This is a genomic window from Aestuariivirga litoralis (genome assembly GCF_003234965.1).
In the GTDB taxonomy this organism is placed as follows: Bacteria; Pseudomonadota; Alphaproteobacteria; order Rhizobiales; family Aestuariivirgaceae; genus Aestuariivirga; species Aestuariivirga litoralis.
The window spans coordinates 1-17302 of sequence record NZ_QKVK01000005.1 but is presented as its reverse complement, the minus strand read 5'-3'; the positions used below and the strand labels follow the sequence as shown (position 1 = coordinate 17302).

The window sequence follows — 17302 nt, the reverse complement described above, 5'->3', positions numbered from 1 at the left end:
GGTCAATGCACGGTGCAGACCATGCAGGGATCGAAGGAGCGCACGATGTGCTGCACCGCGACGGGATCGGTTTCGCCGGGCCGCACCGGAGCACCCGCCAGCGCCTGCTCCAGCGGCCCCGGCGCACCGCCCCTGTCGCGCGGCGAGAAGTTCCAGGTGGTGGGCGCGATGATCTGGTAGTTGTGGATGTAGCCCTTGCGGATCTTCACCCAGTGGCCCAGCGAACCGCGCGCGGCCTCTGCAAGGCCCATGCCCTCACACTCATCGGCGATGGCCCGGGTGTCGCAGAAGGGCTCGCGCGGGTCGAGCGCCCGGGCCCAGGACTCCATGGCGGGAACCAGCCGCGCCACCTCGATGAAGCGCGCCACGATGCGGCTCAGCACATTGCCGCCGCCCGACGCGACGAGGCCGAACGCCAGCGGCTGCCCGTCGATGGCCTGGCGGGCAAGTGCACCCACCTCCATGGTGGCGCCATCGAGGCGGGGCGCCTTGCACCAGCTGTAGCCCGCGGGATTGTCCGCATCGGGCACCGTCATGCCGTCGAAGGGATGGCGCGCCACGGTGTCGACGCCCATCCAGCCGTGGCTCACGTCCTCGGTGATCTGCGCGGGCTCCACGGCGCCGCGCCGTCCGGCGACGAGCGTTCCCGGTGCGAACAGCCGCCGGTCCTCCGGACCGAAGCTGCCATAGCTCATGAACCGGTCGGCGGCGCGGCCGAGGCCTTCGAATTCCAGGCTTCGGGCAATGGTGAGGAAACGCCGGAGATCGCCGCGCCCCGGGTCGGCGGCATGCCATGCGTCCAGATCGTCAGGCGACGAGAGCGCGGCAAAGGCCTCCAGCGTGCCGCCGAATACCTGGCGCTCGAGGAATTGCCGGAAGCCGGCGAGGATCAGCGACAGCCGCACCTGTTCCTGCACCTCCACCGGGCGGGTCGACCCGCCGGGCTGGATCGCCAGCGTGTGCGGCCACTTGCCGGCGAGGATGCCCATGAGATGCAGGAAGCCGGCGCGGGCCGCGAGGAAGGGCGGTACGGCCTCGCCCTTCACGGCGCGGAAGCGTTCGACAGCCGCCGCATGCCAGGGCTCGGAGGCATAGACCTCGCGGCAGACGTCCGGCATGAAGAACATGTAGAAGTGGGTGAGGTGATCGGCGACGTTCTCCGCCGCCAGCATGAGGTCGGTGGCGAAGAGGCCGTTCGGCACCGGTGTGAGCTCCTGGGCCGCAGCGATGGCGCGCGCTGCCGCCACCGACTGCGACACCGAGCAGATGCCGCAGATGCGCGGCGCATAGACCAGTGCGTCGCGCGGCGGCTTGCCGCGCAGGATGTGCTCGAAGCCGCGGTAGAGCGGCGAGGTCACCCAGGCCTCGCGCACTGCGCCGTCGGCGATCTCGACCTTCACCTCAAGATCGCCTTCCACGCGGTTGAAGGGACCGATGATGCGGCGGGTCATTTCTTGGTGAGGCCGCGGTCGGAGGGCGGCACCACCTGGCGATGTGACACGGCGTTCTCGCGCAGGCGCTTCGGCGTTGCCGCCTTGGAAAGCGAGGCGAGCGCCACGAACCAGGCCTTCGGCATGTCGGCGGGAAGGCCGACGGGAATGCCGGCGAATTTCGGCGTCGAGGCAAAGGCGTGGCCCGGCTCCTCGAAGCCGGGCGCAGTGCAGTTGATGCAGGCATAGCCGCCCTTGAGGCAAGATCCCGCGCCGTTCCACGGCCTGGTGTTGCAGTCGGCATGGGCCTGCGTGCCCTTACAGCCGAGGTGCTCCATCATGCAGCCGAGGTCGGAGGGCTGCTCGGCGCTGGCCTTGAACTCGTAGTATTCGTTGCGCGGACAGCCGTGATGCACGAGGTGATCGGCATAGGCGCGGGGGCGGCCAAAGCCATCCGCCGCCGTGTTGTCCCAATGGCCGGAGGCAATCTGGCTCAGCGCCTCGATGACCCAGCCCGGGTGGGTGGGGCAGCCTGCCACGTTGATGACGTCCGTGCCCGCGCGCGCCGAGAAGCCGCTACCAAGGAAGCCGCCCTCCGCGCGCCCGTCGAAGACGAGGCCGCGCGCGCCCGTCGCGTTGCCGTTGGCCGCCGTGATGCCGCCGAAGGCGGCGCAGCTCCCGACGGCGACAACATGATCGGCCGCCCTGGCCAGTTCGCCGATCCACCACATCATCGGCTTGCCGCTGCCGCCCATCATGTGGAAGCGGCCGCTGCCGTTGGGGCCGGTCATCACGGCGCCCTCGAGGCAGAAGATGTCGAGGTGGCGGCGCCCGGCGATCACCTCTTCCATCACCGCGAGCGCCGAGGCGCCGGAGTCCTCCGACATGCTGGGGTGCCACAGGAGGTCGATGCCGATGGAGTCGAGCGCGGTCACCAGGTCCGGCCCCTCGGCGCAGAACAGCGACAGCGTGCAGCCGCCGCAACCGCCGGACTGCAGCCAGAGCAGGCTCTTGCGGGCCTCCCTAGCCATCCTCGTGGCCCTCCGCGGGGAAGCTCAGGGTGAAGCGCGCGCCGCCGCCGTCCACATTCTCCACGTCGATCCGCCCCCCCAGTTCCTGGGCGAGATTATAGCTCACGTAGAGGCCGAGGCCAGTGCCCTCACCCACCGGCTTGGTGGTGAAGAAGGGCTCGAAGACGCGGCTCAGGTGCTCGGGCCTGAGACCGGGGCCAGTGTCGGTCACCGCCACGGTGGCGAGCCTGTCTCTGATGCCGCAGACGATTTCGATCCGGCCGCCGCGGCCACCGGCCAGCACGTCGACGGCGTTCTGCACGAGGTTGACGACGATCTGGTGCACGGCGCGCTGCAGGCTCCGCACCTCCAGCGCGCCCGTGGGCATGACCACCAGCTGCGGCTTGCTGCGGGCCGACTTCGTCACCCAGTCGGCGGCCGTCTGCACGACGCGCACCAGGTTGAAGCTTTCCCACTGCTCCTTCTGGCTCGAAGAGAATCGGCGCAGGTCCTGCACGATCTCGCTCACCCGCGTGGCGCCCTCCAGCGTACCGTCGACCAGCGGGTTGAGGTCCAGCATGATGCGGCGGATGCCCAGTGTCTCGGCCTGCTCCCTGACCTCCGGCAGCGACCGGGCCGCATCGCAGGCGGCGAGGAAGGTGTTGAGCTTCTGGGCATAGCGCTTCAGTGCATGGAGGTTGCCGAAGACGAAGCTGATCGGGTTGTTGAGCTCATGCGCCACGCCGGCCACCAGCTGGCCCAGGGCCGCCATCTTCTCCGCCGAGACAAGCTGCGCCTGCGTCTTGGTGAGCTTGCGGTGGGCCTGGTCGAGCGCCGCGAAGGCGCGCCGCAGCTCGCCCGTGGGCCGGCCGATGAGCACGAAGCCGACGAGCCGTCCCAGGTGATCGAAGCGGGTGGCGCAATTGACCGAGAGCGGCACCGCGGCACCGTCGGCGGACAGCAGCATCGCATCGGCATCGGCGATGTGCCCGTCGTTCAGCAGCCGCGCCAGCAGGGCATCGGCGCCCAGCGCCGAGCCGGGTGCGAAGATGCTGCGCAGTGCGCGGCCCTCGAGACCGCGGTGACCGCCGCCGAGGATCGCCTCGGCCGCCTTGTTGGCGCGCACCACGCGCCCCTCGAGGTCGCACACCACAAGCACGTCGGTCATCGAGGCCAGCACGCTGTCGATGAAGATCTGCGCTTCCTCGAGTTCCGAGTTCTTGTCTTCCAGCAGCTGCTGGTTCTGCACGAGGTCGGCATAGACCTCGTCCATGCGGTGGATGACGTCGATCCAGGCTTCCTCGGTATGGGCCGGCGTGTGCAGCGCATCGGCGACACCCGCCCTGTCGATGAGGCGGGAGGATGCCTGCGGGAGTGTCTCGCGCGGGGCCACGGCGTTCAGTCCTTGGCGGCGGCGCTGCGCCGCTTCACCGGCAGCTCATGCACGTTCTCGAGATTGTGGCGCTGCAGCTTGAGCCTGAGCCCGACGCGCGACAGGCCGAGTTCCTTCGCCGCCTTGCTCTTGTTCCAGCGGTTCCTGATCAGCGCCTCACGCAGGATGCGCTCCTCCAGCGCATCGACCCGGTCCCTGAGCGAGCCTTCGAGGTCCATGACGTCGATGCTCTCGCCCGCCGGCTCGTGCGCCGGGGCCGCCCGCAGAATCCGCGGCGAGAGCAGCTCGGCGCCGATGCGTCCGGACTCGCCGGACAGGATGAGCAGCTTCTGCAGCTCGTTCTGCAGTTCGCGGATGTTGCCGGGCCAGGAATAGCGCGCGAGGCAGGCCTCGGCCTCCGGTGTCAGCACCGCGCTGGCGCGCCCGAAGCCCTGGGCCGCGCCGGCGAGATAGGCGCGCGCGATCACCGTGACGTCGTCCTTGCGCTCGCGCAGCGGCGGCAGGTGGATGGTCATGGCGGCGATGCGGTAATAGAGATCCTCGCGGAAGCGGCCGGCGCGCACCTCCTCCTCGAGCGTCTTGTTGGTGGCGGCGATGATGCGCACATCGACCTTCTGCGGCTTGGAGCTTCCCAGCGCGCGGATCTCGCCATTCTGCAGGACGCGCAGCAGCTTGACCTGGAAGGCGGCCGAAACCTCGCCGATCTCGTCGAGGAAGACGGTGCCGCCGTCGGCGCGCTCGAACAGGCCGACGTGATCGGCAACCGCCCCGGTGAAGGCACCACGCCTGTGGCCGAAGAGTTCGCTTTCCAGCAGCTCGTCCGGAACCGCCCCGCAGTTCTCCGCCACGAAGGGCTTGTTCCAGCGCAGGCTGTTGTAGTGCAGCGCGCGTGCGGCGAGTTCCTTGCCGGTGCCGGACTCGCCCTCGAGCAGCACCGAGATATCGAAGGGCGCCACCTGGCGGAGACGGTCGCAGACGAGGTTCATCGGGCTCGCCTCGCCGCGGATGATGCCGTCCTCGAACTGGTAGCGCTCCTTGAGCTTCTGGCGGCGCTGTGCCAGCGTCGCCTCGACATGGCTGGTGGAGAGCTTGAGCTCGGTGGCCAGCAGCTCGTTCTGGCGGCTGAGGTCGAACAGGTGCGCGGCGTTCTTCAGCGTCAGCAACAGGCTGTCGGGCTGCCAGGGCTTGGTGATGTACTGGAAGATGCCGGCCTGGTTGATGCCGCGGATCACGTCCTCGGTGTCGGTGTAGCCGGAGATGATGATGCGCACGACATCCGGGTACTGCTCGCGCAGCTGGGCGAGAAACTCGACGCCGGTCATGTCCGGCATGCGCTGATCGCACAGCACGATCTGCACCCATTCGGACTGCAGGATCTCGCGCGCCCGCGTGACGTTGGCGGCAGTCTTCACGTCGAAGTCATCCTGCAGGATGCGGGCGAGCGACTCGAGGCTGCGGACCTCGTCGTCGACGATGAGCAGCACGGGCAAACGTTCCGCCATTCAGCAGATCCTCGGCAGCTGTTCGCCATTGAGCCAGTCGACGACGCGCTCGCCGCCGAAGCGCGTCCTCATGCGCACGAGGCCCGCCTGGCCGGGGGTGACGTGGCCGATGACGGCAGCATCGCGTCCGCGCGGGTGGGTGCGCATGGCGGCGACCAGGCGATCAGCCTCGGCTGCCGGGCAGAATGCGACGAGCTTTCCCTCATTGGCGATGTTGACGGGGTCAAGCCCAAGCAGCTCGCAGGCGGCATGGACCGTCTCGGACACCGGGATCGCCTGCTCGTCGATCAGCATGCCGGTGCCGCTGTCATGGGCGAGCTCGTTGAGCACGGCCGCCAGCCCGCCGCGCGTCGGGTCACGCAGGGCGTGGAGGTTGGGCGCGACCGCCAGCATCACCCCGACGAGGCCATTGAGGGGGGCACAGTCGGATTCGACCGGGCTGTCGAAGTCGATGCTTTCGCGGCGTGACAGGATGGCCATGCCATGGTCACCCATGCTGCCGGAGACGATGATGGCATCGCCCGCCTGGATACGCGCGGCCCCCAGCGACACACCCTCGGGGATGACGCCGATGCCGCTCGTCGTGATGAACACGCCGTCGGCCTTGCCGCGATCAACGACCTTGGTGTCGCCGGTGACGATCTCCACCCCCGCCTCCGCCGCGGCGCGGGCCATCGAGGCGGCGATGCGGTCGAGGTCGGCGAGCGGGAAACCTTCTTCGAGGATGAAGCCGGCGGTGAGCCACAACGGCTGCGCGCCAGCCATGGCGACATCGTTCACCGTGCCGTTGACGGCCAGCGTGCCGATGTCGCCGCCGGGGAAGAACAGCGGCGAGACCACGTGGCTGTCGGTCGACACCGCGATGCGCCCGCCGGCGATGGAAAGCTGCGCCTGGTCCGCCGCCTTGGCGAGTTCGGCATTGCCGAAGTGGCGGAAGAAGATTTCCTCCACCAGCTGAGCGCCGGCGCGGCCGCCGCCGCCATGCGTCATCTCCACCTTGCCGCGGGCAATGTCGAGGCGGACCGGGAAGCGGCGGGCCATGGGCCGTGGCGTGGCGTCGGTCATGCCACCGCCTCTTCGCCGAACGCCTCGTCTTCCGCCGGCATGTGTTCGCCCGCCTGGTGGCGGCGATAGCTCCAGTAGGCGGCACAGGCGCCTTCCGAGGACACCATGCAGCTGCCTACCGGATTGTCGGGCGTACAGACCGTGCCGAAGAGCTTGCAGTCGAGCGGCTTCTTCTGGCCGCGCAGGATGGCTGGGCATTCGCAGCCCTTGACGTCGGTGCCGGTCGAGGGCGTCAGCGCGAAGCGGGTTTCGGCATCGAAGGCGCGGAACCGCTCGCGCAGGCGGAGCGCGCTCCCGGGCACGGCGCCGAGGCCGCGCCACTCGAAGCTGTCGCGCAGTTCAAACACCTCCGCCACCATGGCCTGGGCCTTGAGGTTGCCCTCGCGGGTGACGACGCGGGTGTACTGGTTCTCGACCTCCGCCCTGCCCTCGTTCAGCTGACGGATGGCCATGAGGGCGGAATACATCACGTCCAGCGGCTCGAAGCCGGCGATCACCACCGGCTTGTGGAAGTCGCGCGCGAAGCGCTCATAGGGCGCGGAGCCGATCACCGAACTCACATGCGAGGGGCCGAGGAAGGCATCGATGGCTATCGACTGGCCGGGCACGTCGAGGATCTGCTGCATGGCAGATGGGGTGAGCACGTGGTTGCAGAACACCGAGAAATTGGCGAGCCCCTCGCGCTCTGCGGTGAGCAGCGCCACGGCAGTGGGAGGCGTCGTGGTCTCGAAGCCGATGGCGAAGAACACCACCTGCCTTTCCGGGTTGGCACGCGCCACCTTGAGGGCATCCGCCACCGAATAGACCATGCGGACGTCCGCTCCCCCGGCCTTTGCCTTGAGCAGCGAGCGGCGCTTCGAGGCGGGAACCCGCATCATGTCGCCATAAGTCAGCAGGATCGCCTTGTGGCGCTCGGCGATCTCGATGGCATTGTCGAGACGCGGAATTGGCAGCACGCAGACAGGACAGCCCGGCCCATGCACGAAGGAGACGTTTCCCGGCATCAGGTCCTGCACGCCGTACCGGAAGATCGCATGGGTGTGGCCGCCGCAGAACTCCATGATGGCATAGCTGCGGCCGGGATCCGCCTCGCGCGCGATGGTGGCGGCGAGATCGCGCGCCAGTGTCTCGGAGCGGAATTCGTCGACGTATTTCATGCCGCTTCCTCCTCGCCGAGGAGCCCGGCCTCGGCCATCAGCTGCAGCGTCCTGGCCGCCTCCTCCGGGCTGATGCGGTTCAGCGCGAAGCCGACATGCACGAGCACGAAATCGCCGACGGTGACGCTCTCCAGGAGCGCGATGGAAATCTGCTTCTTCACCTGGCCCAGCGCCACGACCGCCGTCTGGGTCTCGAGGTCGAGGCTCACGACTTCGGCAGGTACGGCAAGACACATGGTTTCCTCCTACGCCAGCAGCGCGGCGCGCCGCGCGGCGAGCCAGCCATACCAGTTTTCCAGCCCCGCGCCGGTGGTGGCCGAGACCTTCAGGATCTCGGCGCGGCGGTTCACCTTGCGCACCGAGCCCTCCAATGCGGCGACATCGAAGGACAGGTGGGGCAGCAGATCGATCTTGTTGACCAGCACCACATCGGCAGAGGCGAACATGTCCGGGTATTTCACCGGCTTGTCCTCGCCTTCGGTCACCGAGATGACGACGGCGCGCGCGCCCTCGCCGAGGTCGAAGGCCGACGGGCACACGAGGTTGCCGACATTTTCGATGAAGAGGTAGGACTGCGGCCGCGGCGCCAGAAGCGGCAGGGCCCTGGCCACCATGTGCGAGTCGAGGTGGCAACCGCGCCCGGTGTTGATTTGCAGGGCTGGCGCACCCGTGGCCCGGATGCGCTCGGCATCGTTCGAGGTCTGCTGGTCACCCTCGATCACCGCCACGGGTATCATGGGCATGAGGTCGGCCACGCTGCGCACCAGCAGCGTGGTCTTGCCCGAACCCGGGCTGGAGACCAGGTTCACCGACATGATGCCATTGGCCCGGAAGAAGGCGCGGTTGGCCTCGGCCTCGGCATCGTTCTTCGACAGGATGTCGCGCTCGATCTGAACGATGCGGCGCGCCTCGGTGCTGGCGGCATGCGCCCCGAGCGCCGGCTGCGTCACGGCGGGGAAGGTGTAGTCGATGCCGCCGATCTTCACCGCATCGGAATGGCATCCGCAGGTCACACACATCACGCCACCTCCAGTTCCCTGATGCGCAGTTCGGTGCCGCCGGTGATCTGCAGCACGTGGCTGCCACAGCGCGGGCACGGGTCGTAACGTTCGCCGATCACGACACTCTCGGCACAGCCCATGCAATAGGCGGTGCCCGGCGTGGGGACGATCTCGAATTCCGCCGCTTCCGCGAGCGTGCCGCGCGACACGGCATCGAAGCAGAAGCGCAGCGCCTCGGGCTCGGCGCCCGAGAAGGGCCCCACTTCCAGCCAGATCTTGCTGACCCGCCCGAAGTTCTGGCGCGTGGCCTCGGCCTCGATGACGGAGATGAGGTTCTCGCAGAGCGACATCTCGTGCATCAGGCGGCCCTCAGTTCATAGGGGATACAGGGGTCGAAGGCATCGATCAGCAGGCGTGCCGGCATCTTCGCGATGCTGCCGCAGGCCGCAAGGCTCTGCTCCGCCGGCCCCCCAGGCGCAAAGTTGACGTCGGTCGGCGCCGTGATGTCATAGGACGCGATCACGCCGTCACGCAGTTGGGCGCGGTGGTGGAGGAGGCCACGCGAGGTGGCGACGGGACCTTCGGGATTTTCCTCGGCGTCGAGTTCCGCGAGCAGCTGACGCAGATGCGCCGCCCGCGCCATAAGCCGCGCCAGCAACCCGTTGCCGGACGGCCCCGACGTGTCAGCCCCCGCAAGGGTGAGCGCCGATGTCTCCTGCGCCTGCAGGCCGTCGACGCCGCCGAGCGTGCTCCAGCCTTCGGCGATCACCTTGCGGATGAGACGTGCCGCGACGCTGTTCGCGCCGGCGTGCCAGCCGGGTTCGCCCAGCCTGTCGGATGGGGCCACCAGCAGCGTCACCAGCCGCGTGGCCTGCTGGCTTCTTTCAACCGGCGCGGCGCGGGGCATGTGGTGGATGGCCTTCAGCAGGGCGGCATCCGTCGTCTCGCCGAGGCTGCCCGCCCAGTCGACGGCTATGCGCATCAGGTGCTCGCGGATCGCCTCGGCGGCCACGGCGCGGCCGCCGGGTCCCGCCGGGACATCGGCGCCGGCGGCGGACAGCGCGCGGGCGCTGGCCTCGGCCTGGGCCGGGCCGCACACGGCGAAGAGCAGCGGCGCCAGCGCCAGGGCCTCGGTGGGCTTGCGCCCGATGAAGACCTGGCCGAGGGCTTTCGGCCGCGTGGAGGTGATGCACACGCGCGCACCGGTTTCGATCGTCAGCTGGCCGGCAGCGGCGATCATGCCGGTTCCGCCTCCTCGCGGACGGCGCGGCGGAACAGGTCACGGCGCGACATTTGCACCTCGGGCTCCTGCTCCTCGCGCAACATTTCGGCGAGTGCCGCCCCGGCCGTCGCGCAGGCCGTCTCATGGTCGGCGAATTCGAGCACGGGGGAGAACAGCGAGCACATGCGGTAGGGGCCGATCCCCTCCTCGCGCCCGGCGATGAAGGAGAAGCGCCCGCCCGGCAACGCATGCACGGTGCTCTGGCCCACGGCCATGTCCTCCCAATGGGGGCGCTCATCGGCGCCCGGCAGCAGCATGACATTGATGAACCACGGTGTCACCAGCGCGAGGATGACGCCCTCGCCCCACACCTCCATCGCGGCAGCTTCCACCGCGAGGGCGGGGTTGAGGATGGGCACGCCCTCCATGCGCGTGGCGGCGATGTGGCGGAACACCGCTTCGACCTCCTCCGCCCGGGCGCGCACCTCCTGCTCCACCCTCAGTCCTCCAGCACCATGAAACTCGACTTGTCGCCCGAGCAGACAGGGCAACTCCAGTCCTGAGGCAGGGCAGCGAAGGGCGTGCCCGGCTCGATCTGGCGCGTCACGTCGCCCTCGGCGGGGTCATAGACGTGCCAGCACACATTGCACTCGAGCCGGGTGGCCGGCGTGATCTTGCCCAGGTCACCGCCGAAGCTGCCGCTGAAGAAGCTGTCTTTCACCGGTAGACCCCGAGAATCTCCGCGAGGCGCTGCGCGCTGTCCTCGAGGTCTTCGGGCGACGCGAGCGCCACGTCCGGCACCTCCGCCACCTCGAGCGAATTCAGGATAAGCGTGTCCTGCGAATTATAGTAGCGCACCCACCAGACATGCCGGGTCGCGGTGCTGGAGATGCGGCAGTTGCCATAGCCGCGGGAGAGAATGTGCACCGGCCCGCGGCCGAGGTGACTGTCGAGCAGCAGCAAGTCTTCTTCAGTGTGCGGCAGCAGGCTCAGGTTGATGGCATGCGGCGGCGTGCCGGTGACCAGCACATTGTGGATCTCGGCGAGCAGCGAGGGCGCGGCGAGCAGGCCCTCGGCCGAGACACCGTCCGGCGGCCGCACCGCAGGTGCCGCACCGGCGAAGGCGAGTTCGGCCAGGCGGCGCGGCAGGCAGCCGATCTCGATGCGGTCGCTCAGCAGCGCGCCATCGGCCGTCGTCTCGCGCACCCGCCACACGCCGGCCAGGACCGACTCCTGCGCCTGCATGCGTTCACCGCCGATGATGCTGACCTCGCCCTCACCCAGCACCTCGTCGATGAAGGCCCGGTTGGCGGCGTCGAGATCGGTGAGGGCGACGCCCACCGTGTCCTTGCCCGGGGTGAAGGACTGCAGGGCCGCGAGAACGGCATCGAGGCAAGCGAGTGCGGGGGCGATGGCGCCGGTGTCCTCAAGCTCCGGCAGGGCGGGCATGTGATAGGACATCATGCCGTTCGGCATTTCCATGTATTCGAGGACGGCATCCTCCTCGGCGGGCTGCGATCCGGGGCCGAGCAGGGCGGAGAGCGGACTGGTCATGGGCGGGTGTCCCTGTTCAGTGGATGTGGAGGGAGTCGAGCACGTCGCGCGTCTTCGGCGCGCAGGCCTCGGGGAACTTGAAGGGCGGCGGCTCGCTCGCCGCGCGGGACAGGATCTCGGCGATCTCCGCGCCATACTCGCTCCAGCCGCGCATGCCGAGAATGGCGCCGAGGTAGCCCGTCCCGCGCATGAACACGAGGGCGGGGAACTTGTTGAAGCGGAAGCGCAGCTGCAGGGCGCGCTCGGCGCCGCGTTCGGCCACCGCCACCGCAAGGCCCGGTGCCAGCTTCTGCAGCTCGGGGAGCACTGCCGCCACGTCGTTGCTTTCGGCCAGCCGCTCCCAGTCGCCCGAGAGGAAGATGACCGACAGGGGGCTGGCGGCGAGGAACGCATCGAGCGTGTCCTCCGACACGGTGGTGAAGCCATGGCGCGCCATGACGGACCTGAGAAGCGGCGAAAAGTCCTGGACCTTCATGGGCGGGCTCCGGTGAGATCGGGGAAGAGATGGTCGACGTTGGTTTCGCCGCGAGCGACGGCCGAGAGTGCCTCGAGCGCAGAGGCGATGAGGCCGGCGTCTTCTGCCGTCAGCACCTCGCGCGCTGCACCGAGGAAGACGAGAAGCCAGCTGCCGGCGGGCTGTGGCCCCACCAATGCGAGGTCCACCTGCTCAGTGCCGGTGCTGCCGCGGCACAGGGCCGCGAATTCACCGGCCTCGATCACCTGCATGGGAATGCCGATGCACATCAGCGCGGTTCCGGCACGAGAAAGCGTATGTCGGCGGTGCGGCAGGCCTCCTCCGGCGAGGGCCGGTTGCCCTCGTAGAGTGCGATCGCCATTTCCGGGCTGGCCAGCGTCTCGGCATCGCCCAGTGGCGCGGCGCGGCGCTCGGCCAGGATGCCCCGGTCCGCAAGATAGCCGAGCGCGATGTCGATGGCGGGGTCGATCCGCGCGCGCGACAGCGGGCGCAGGCTGCCGCCATAATCCTCAAGTTCCACGGGCTGCAGGCCGATCAGCAGCATCTCGGCCGGCTTGTGGCCGAGGAGGTCGGCGGAGGCGATCACCTCCTGGAAGCCCGTCTGGTGCAGGCTCATCTTCTTGGCGCCCATGAACTGCGGCACCTCGTCGTTCTCGACCTGCATCAGCGTGCCGGGTTCGAGGCCGTAATCCACGGCGTCGAACACCACCAGCACATCCGCCGCGCAGATGTGCTGCACCAGGTAGAGGCCCTGGGTGCCGCCATCCATCAGCTTCACATGGTCGGGGAAACGGTAGCTGCGGTGCAGCTGGTCCACGGCGCGCACGCCCCAGCCCTCATCGGCCCAGAGCAGATTGCCGATCCCCAGAATCAGGACACGGGGTGCCTCTCCCATTTGGTGCTTCCTGCCGGATTATTGTCTTTTGTCAGTGACCAGCAACTTGCATGCCAGAGTCAAGGCTGCTTCAAGCCATTGATAAGATTGATGGTTGCTGGAAACTCCCTAACCACATGGATAGTATGTTTTCATTATGTTTCATAATACGAATAGATTCTATCCACCTAAAGACAGAAGGCGCGGATTGCTCCGCGCCTTCGGCAAGACCGGTGTGGCGGGTCTTCAGTGGCCGTCGTCGGGCGGCCGGTGGTCCTTGAACATGCGCCAGCCGGAGATCATCGAGGAGATGATGCTCTGGCGCGAGACGATGTCCTCGCGCACCGCCGCATAGATGTGAACGAGGCTGAAGCAGACAATCGCCCACATGCCGAGATGGTGCCAGGTGTGCACGTCCTGGCTCTGCCCGAACAGCGGGATGATCCAGCTGGAGAACAGCCTGTACTGCCAGGAGTCCATGCCCTCGCCCTCACCATAGAGCGCGAAGCCGGTGAAGATCATGAAGACGATCACCCAGATGAAGACGAAGTGCATGGTGAGCGTCGCCAGCGGGTTGTGGCCCACGTATTTGCGCGGCTCGCGCGCCAGGAACAGGTACCACTTGGCCTCGTGGATGACGCCGTCCCACCACGACGCCGAATGCACCGGCGGCACGAAGATCTGGTGGGCGTGGTGGTTGCCAGCCAGAGCCCAGTAGATGCGGAACAGGAAGCCGATGGCCAGGACATAGCCCGCCGCAAAATGGGCGAACCGGATATAGCCCATCAGGTAATGCGAAGACGCCTCGCCCGAGAGCGTGGGGAAGGGCGAGCCGATGAAATAGCCGCTGACCGCCAGCACCAGGATGGCCAGCGCGTTCACCCAGTGCCAGAGCCGCACCGGCGCTTCGTAGATGTAGACAGCCTCCTGCTCCTGGCCATGGGCGGCGGCCAGGGCGAGGGCGGCTGAATCGACACTTGCCTTGCGTGCCATGGAAGCCCCCTTACCGCACCCGGACCTTGGTGAGTTCCCGTCCGTCCTCGCTCATCACATGGGTGGAGCAGGCCAGGCAGGGATCGAAGCTGTGCAGCGTGCGGAGGATCTCCACCGGCTCGTCCGGCACCTCGACCTTGGTGTTCATCAGCGCCGCCTCGAAGGCGCCGATGTTGCCGGCGTCGTCGCGCGGCGAGCCGTTCCAGGTTGTGGGAACCACGCACTGGTAGTTCTCGATCTTCATGTCCTTGATCTTGATCCAGTGCGCGAGCGCGCCGCGCGGCGCCTCGGTGAAGCCCACGCCCTTGGCCTCCTTCGGCCAGGTGGACGGGTCCCAGTTCGTGGTGTTGGCGGTGGAGCTGTCGCCGTTCTTCAGGTTGGTCATCAGCTTATCCATGAAGTAGCGGAGCTTGCCCGCCGCCCACTGGCACTCGAGCGCCCGCGCCGCGGTGCGGCCCAGCGTCGAGAACAGGGCATCGACCGGAACGTTGAGCGTGCCGAGCAGGCCGTTCACCTGCTCGGTGATCTCGGCATTGCCCTGGGCATAGCCAACGATGTAGCGGGCGAGCGGGCCCACCTCCATGGCATTGCCCTTCCAGCGCGGTGCCTTGATCCAGGAGTACTTGCCGGATTCGTCGAGCTGCCTGATGTCGGTGCGCGTGCCCACCGTGTTGGGGCCGAGCACGAAGGTCGGGTCGGTAACGCCATCCCACGGGTGCAGGCCCTTCTGGTCGCCGGGATAGCTGTACCAGCTGTGCGGCACGAACTCCTGGACCTGCTCGGGGTCGCGCAGGTCGACCTCCATCACCTCCTTGAGGTTGCCGTTGATGATGGCGCCGCGCGGCATCATCAGGTTCTTGGCGGAGTAGTCGTTGGCATTGTCCGGAATGTCGCCATAGGACAGCACGTTCTTGCCTGACAACCCGCCGCCATAGAGCCAGTCCTTGTAGAAGGAGCCCACTGCCACGAGATCGGGGATGTAGACCTGGTTCACGAACTCGATCGAGGCGTCGATGATCGAGGAAACGTAGTTGAGGCGCTCCATGTTCACCGCGCCGACCGCGCCCACGCCGTCGACGTTGATGGCGCAGGGCACGCCGCCGACGATCCAGTTGGGGTGCGGGTCCTTGCCGCCGAAGATGGTGCGGATCTTCATGATGTCCTTCTGGAAGTCGAGCGCTTCCAGATAGTGCGTCACCGCCATCAGGTCTGCCTCGGGCGGCAACTTGTAGGCGGGGTTGGTCCAGTAGCCATTCTTGAAGGGCCCGAGCTGGCCCGAATCGACGAATTTCTTCAGCCGGTTCTGCACGTCGCGGAAATAGCCGGGCGAGGAGCGCGGGTTCGACGGCGAGACCGACTGCTGCAACTCGCTCGTGGCCTTGGGGTCGGCCTTCAGCGCGTTGACCGGATTCACCCAGTCGAGCGCATGGAGGTGGTAGAAGTGCACGAGATGGTCGTGCACCTGCAGCGTCAGCTGCATCATGTTGCGGATCGAGTTGGCGTTCTCGGGGATGGAGATGTTGAGGGCATCCTCCACGGCGCGCACCGAGGTGAGCGCATGGGTGCCGGTGCACACGCCGCATATGCGCTGCACGAAGGCCCAGGCATCGCGCGGGTCGCGGCCCTTGAGGATGACCTCGAGGCCGCGCCACATGGTGCCGGAGGACACGGCGTTGGTGATGATGTTCTGGTCGTTGATGTTCACCTCGCAGCGCATGTGGCCTTCGATGCGGGTGACGGGATCGACGACGACGCGCTTGCCGGACGTGTCGAGGATGAAGCCGTTGGGCGTCTGTACGGTCATGACTGCTTGTCTCCTGATTCACGGGCGCGCTTCACGGCGGTGACGCCGGCATGGATTGCCGCGGCGCCGCCGACGACGGCGGCCGCCGTCAGGCCGATCTTGTCGGCGTTGGCCTCGATGCCGAAGGCATTGATGTTGGTGAGGCGGTCGTAGAAGCCGCCCTTGTCCCAGAAGCCCTCCTCCGAGCAGCCGATGCAGCCATGGCCCGACTGGATGGGGAAGGAGGTGCCGTTGTTCCAGCGCACGGTGGAGCAGGCATTGTAGGTCGTCGGGCCCTTGCAGCCCATCTTGTAGAGGCAGTAGCCCTTGCGCGCGCCCTCGTCGTCCCAGCTCTCGACATACTGGCCGGCATCGAAATGCGGTCGGCGGTAGCACTTGTCGTGGATGCGCTGGCTGTAGAACATCTTGGGCCGGCCCTGCCGGTCAAGCTCGGGGAAGCGCTCGAAGGTGAGGATGTAGGTGACGACCGCCGTCATCACCTCGGCGATGGGCGGGCAGCCCGGTACCTTGATGATCGGCTTGTCGGTGATGACCTGGTGCACCGGGGTGGCACGCGTCGGGTTGGGGCGGGCCGCCTGCACGCAGCCCCAGGAGGCGCAGGAGCCCCAGGAGATGATCGCCTTGGCGTTGGAGGCGGCATATTTCAGCTGGTCGACGAAAGGCTTGCCGCCGATGATGCAGAACATGCCGTCCTCGTTGAGCGGAGGGTTGCCCTCCACCGCGAGGATGTAGTTGCCCTTGTTCTTTTCGACGATCTCGGTGACGATCGCCTCGGCCTGGTGGCCGGCGGAGGCCATGATGGTGTCGTCGTAGTCGAGCGACAGCATCGACAGGATCACGTCCTTCACCAGCGGATGCGCCGAGCGGATGAAGGATTCGGAGCAGCAGGTGCACTCGAGCCCATGCAGCCACAGCACCGGAATGCGCGGCTTGTTTTCCATGGCATGGGCAATCGTCGCGTTGAAGCTCGGTCCAAGCCCCAGGGACGCCGCCGTCAGGCTGCAGAATTTCAGGAAACTGCGGCGGCTTATGCCCTGGCGCCGCATCACGTCATAAAAGCTTTCCAGCATCGGTGGCGATCCTCCCTCTCGCAGGCGGCTGGCCGATTGTCGCGCCATGCCAAATCCCTCGAGAAACCCGACGCAAGAACGATGCCGGACCCGATGCAAAAGATATTGCTCGTTAAATCAGATACTTGAGGAATTTCATCGGTGCGCACTTGCAAGATGACATTCCAATGAAAGCAACGATTGAAAAGCAACTTTCCAGTACCAGCCGCGATGGCTGTGGGCGGTGGCGTCGCCAGCCTCGGTGCCGACGGGATCATTGTCGCCACCGGCTCCATGCCGGACGGCAAGGGCTTCCAGCGCGCCATGCCCGAGCATGGCCAACTGCGCGCTCCGTGACCTTGGTCGACAACAACGGATCGCACCCGACCACGGCGGTTGCCGAATTCGTGGCGGAACGAGCGGACGAGATGGAACTGGTGACGCCGGACCGGCCGCTGCCCCCGGACATCGGCGAAACCGATTACCCCGCCTACAGGACGCGCTTGCCGGGTCGCGCGATGCGAGCCATCAGGTCTGAGCCAGACAACTCACTTTTCATCTTTATCTCGTCCGGTGCGCCAGAATTCAAAATCACTGATCCTGCTGGCTTGGTCCCGTGTGCGGCGCCACAGAACTGGCAACACTCAGGTCGTCATTCGGCTTGACCACGTCGGGTAAGCCGCAACGAAACGTTCACTTCTCCGGGAACAGGAAGGTGAGGCCGGCGCGCGCGCCCCAGCCGGTGGGACCTTCGCCCTCGGGCGTGTGCGCCC

The 17302-nt window shown here is 67.3% G+C and carries 20 protein-coding genes; 1 reads left to right on the top strand and 19 read right to left on the bottom strand.

The features are described from left to right. Positions 1 to 2: 2 nt before the first annotated feature. From DK847_RS11690 to DK847_RS11600, 19 genes are all read right to left on the bottom strand, one after another. A complete protein-coding gene (locus tag DK847_RS11690) occupies positions 3 to 1451 on the bottom strand; it encodes a nickel-dependent hydrogenase large subunit (RefSeq protein WP_111198705.1) in 1449 nt (482 codons plus the stop codon). Continuing rightward, positions 1448 to 2461, bottom strand: a complete 1014-nt coding sequence (locus DK847_RS11685) for an NADH-quinone oxidoreductase subunit B family protein (RefSeq protein WP_111198704.1) — start codon at positions 2459 to 2461, stop codon at positions 1448 to 1450. The genes DK847_RS11690 and DK847_RS11685 overlap by 4 nt, the downstream gene beginning before the upstream one ends. Further along, a complete protein-coding gene (locus tag DK847_RS11680; RefSeq protein ID WP_111198703.1) occupies positions 2454 to 3833 on the bottom strand; it encodes a sensor histidine kinase in 1380 nt (459 codons plus the stop codon). The genes DK847_RS11685 and DK847_RS11680 overlap by 8 nt, the downstream gene beginning before the upstream one ends. A gap of 5 nt (positions 3834 to 3838) precedes the next feature. Then, the gene (locus DK847_RS11675) at positions 3839 to 5335 is read right to left on the bottom strand and encodes a sigma-54-dependent transcriptional regulator (protein WP_111198702.1); all 1497 of its coding nucleotides are present in this window, start codon (positions 5333 to 5335) and stop codon (positions 3839 to 3841) included. Continuing rightward, a complete protein-coding gene (gene hypE / locus DK847_RS11670; RefSeq protein ID WP_425358691.1) occupies positions 5336 to 6400 on the bottom strand; it encodes a hydrogenase expression/formation protein HypE in 1065 nt (354 codons plus the stop codon). After that, positions 6397 to 7557, bottom strand: a complete 1161-nt coding sequence (hypD, locus tag DK847_RS11665; protein WP_111198700.1) for a hydrogenase formation protein HypD — start codon at positions 7555 to 7557, stop codon at positions 6397 to 6399. Before hypD ends, hypE begins: the two co-directional genes overlap by 4 nt. After that, positions 7554 to 7793, bottom strand: a complete 240-nt coding sequence (locus tag DK847_RS11660) for a HypC/HybG/HupF family hydrogenase formation chaperone (RefSeq protein WP_111198699.1) — start codon at positions 7791 to 7793, stop codon at positions 7554 to 7556. The genes hypD and DK847_RS11660 overlap by 4 nt, the downstream gene beginning before the upstream one ends. A gap of 9 nt (positions 7794 to 7802) precedes the next feature. Continuing rightward, positions 7803 to 8576 carry a hydrogenase nickel incorporation protein HypB gene (hypB, locus tag DK847_RS11655; RefSeq protein ID WP_111198698.1) on the bottom strand — a complete coding sequence of 258 codons (774 nt, stop codon included), beginning with the start codon at positions 8574 to 8576 and terminating at the stop codon, positions 7803 to 7805. Then, the gene (gene hypA / locus DK847_RS11650; protein WP_111198697.1) at positions 8576 to 8917 is read right to left on the bottom strand and encodes a hydrogenase maturation nickel metallochaperone HypA; all 342 of its coding nucleotides are present in this window, start codon (positions 8915 to 8917) and stop codon (positions 8576 to 8578) included. Before hypA ends, hypB begins: the two co-directional genes overlap by 1 nt. Continuing rightward, positions 8917 to 9798 (bottom strand): hypothetical protein, encoded by an 882-nt coding sequence (locus DK847_RS11645; RefSeq protein ID WP_111198696.1) that lies wholly within the window; start codon positions 9796 to 9798, stop codon positions 8917 to 8919. Before DK847_RS11645 ends, hypA begins: the two co-directional genes overlap by 1 nt. Next, positions 9795 to 10277, bottom strand: a complete 483-nt coding sequence (gene hybE / locus DK847_RS11640; protein ID WP_161957247.1) for a [NiFe]-hydrogenase assembly chaperone HybE — start codon at positions 10275 to 10277, stop codon at positions 9795 to 9797. The genes DK847_RS11645 and hybE overlap by 4 nt, the downstream gene beginning before the upstream one ends. 2 nt (positions 10278 to 10279) lie before the next feature. After that, positions 10280 to 10501 (bottom strand): rubredoxin, encoded by a 222-nt coding sequence (locus tag DK847_RS11635; protein WP_111198694.1) that lies wholly within the window; start codon positions 10499 to 10501, stop codon positions 10280 to 10282. Further along, entirely contained in the window at positions 10498 to 11334 is an 837-nt protein-coding gene (locus DK847_RS11630) for a hydrogenase expression/formation protein (protein WP_111198693.1), read from the bottom strand. Before DK847_RS11630 ends, DK847_RS11635 begins: the two co-directional genes overlap by 4 nt. Before the next feature lie 16 nt (positions 11335 to 11350). After that, complete coding sequence (locus DK847_RS11625; protein WP_111198692.1) at positions 11351 to 11809, bottom strand: thioredoxin domain-containing protein; 459 nt, start codon at positions 11807 to 11809, stop codon at positions 11351 to 11353. Next, on the bottom strand, positions 11806 to 12078 hold the full coding sequence (locus DK847_RS11620; RefSeq protein WP_111198691.1) for a HypC/HybG/HupF family hydrogenase formation chaperone: 273 nt from the start codon (positions 12076 to 12078) through the stop codon (positions 11806 to 11808). The genes DK847_RS11625 and DK847_RS11620 overlap by 4 nt, the downstream gene beginning before the upstream one ends. After that, positions 12078 to 12704 (bottom strand): HyaD/HybD family hydrogenase maturation endopeptidase, encoded by a 627-nt coding sequence (locus tag DK847_RS11615; protein ID WP_111198690.1) that lies wholly within the window; start codon positions 12702 to 12704, stop codon positions 12078 to 12080. The genes DK847_RS11620 and DK847_RS11615 overlap by 1 nt, the downstream gene beginning before the upstream one ends. A gap of 225 nt (positions 12705 to 12929) precedes the next feature. Further along, complete coding sequence (gene cybH, locus DK847_RS11610) at positions 12930 to 13676, bottom strand: Ni/Fe-hydrogenase, b-type cytochrome subunit (RefSeq protein ID WP_111198689.1); 747 nt, start codon at positions 13674 to 13676, stop codon at positions 12930 to 12932. A gap of 10 nt (positions 13677 to 13686) precedes the next feature. Further along, positions 13687 to 15480, bottom strand: a complete 1794-nt coding sequence (locus tag DK847_RS11605) for a nickel-dependent hydrogenase large subunit (protein WP_111198688.1) — start codon at positions 15478 to 15480, stop codon at positions 13687 to 13689. Continuing rightward, on the bottom strand, positions 15477 to 16550 hold the full coding sequence (locus DK847_RS11600; RefSeq protein ID WP_193548195.1) for a hydrogenase small subunit: 1074 nt from the start codon (positions 16548 to 16550) through the stop codon (positions 15477 to 15479). Before DK847_RS11600 ends, DK847_RS11605 begins: the two co-directional genes overlap by 4 nt. Before the next feature lie 210 nt (positions 16551 to 16760). Here DK847_RS11600 and DK847_RS21015 point away from each other — a divergent pair, with 210 nt between their 5' ends. Further along, positions 16761 to 16886 (top strand): hypothetical protein, encoded by a 126-nt coding sequence (locus tag DK847_RS21015; protein ID WP_280956402.1) that lies wholly within the window; start codon positions 16761 to 16763, stop codon positions 16884 to 16886. Positions 16887 to 17302 lie beyond the last annotated feature (416 nt).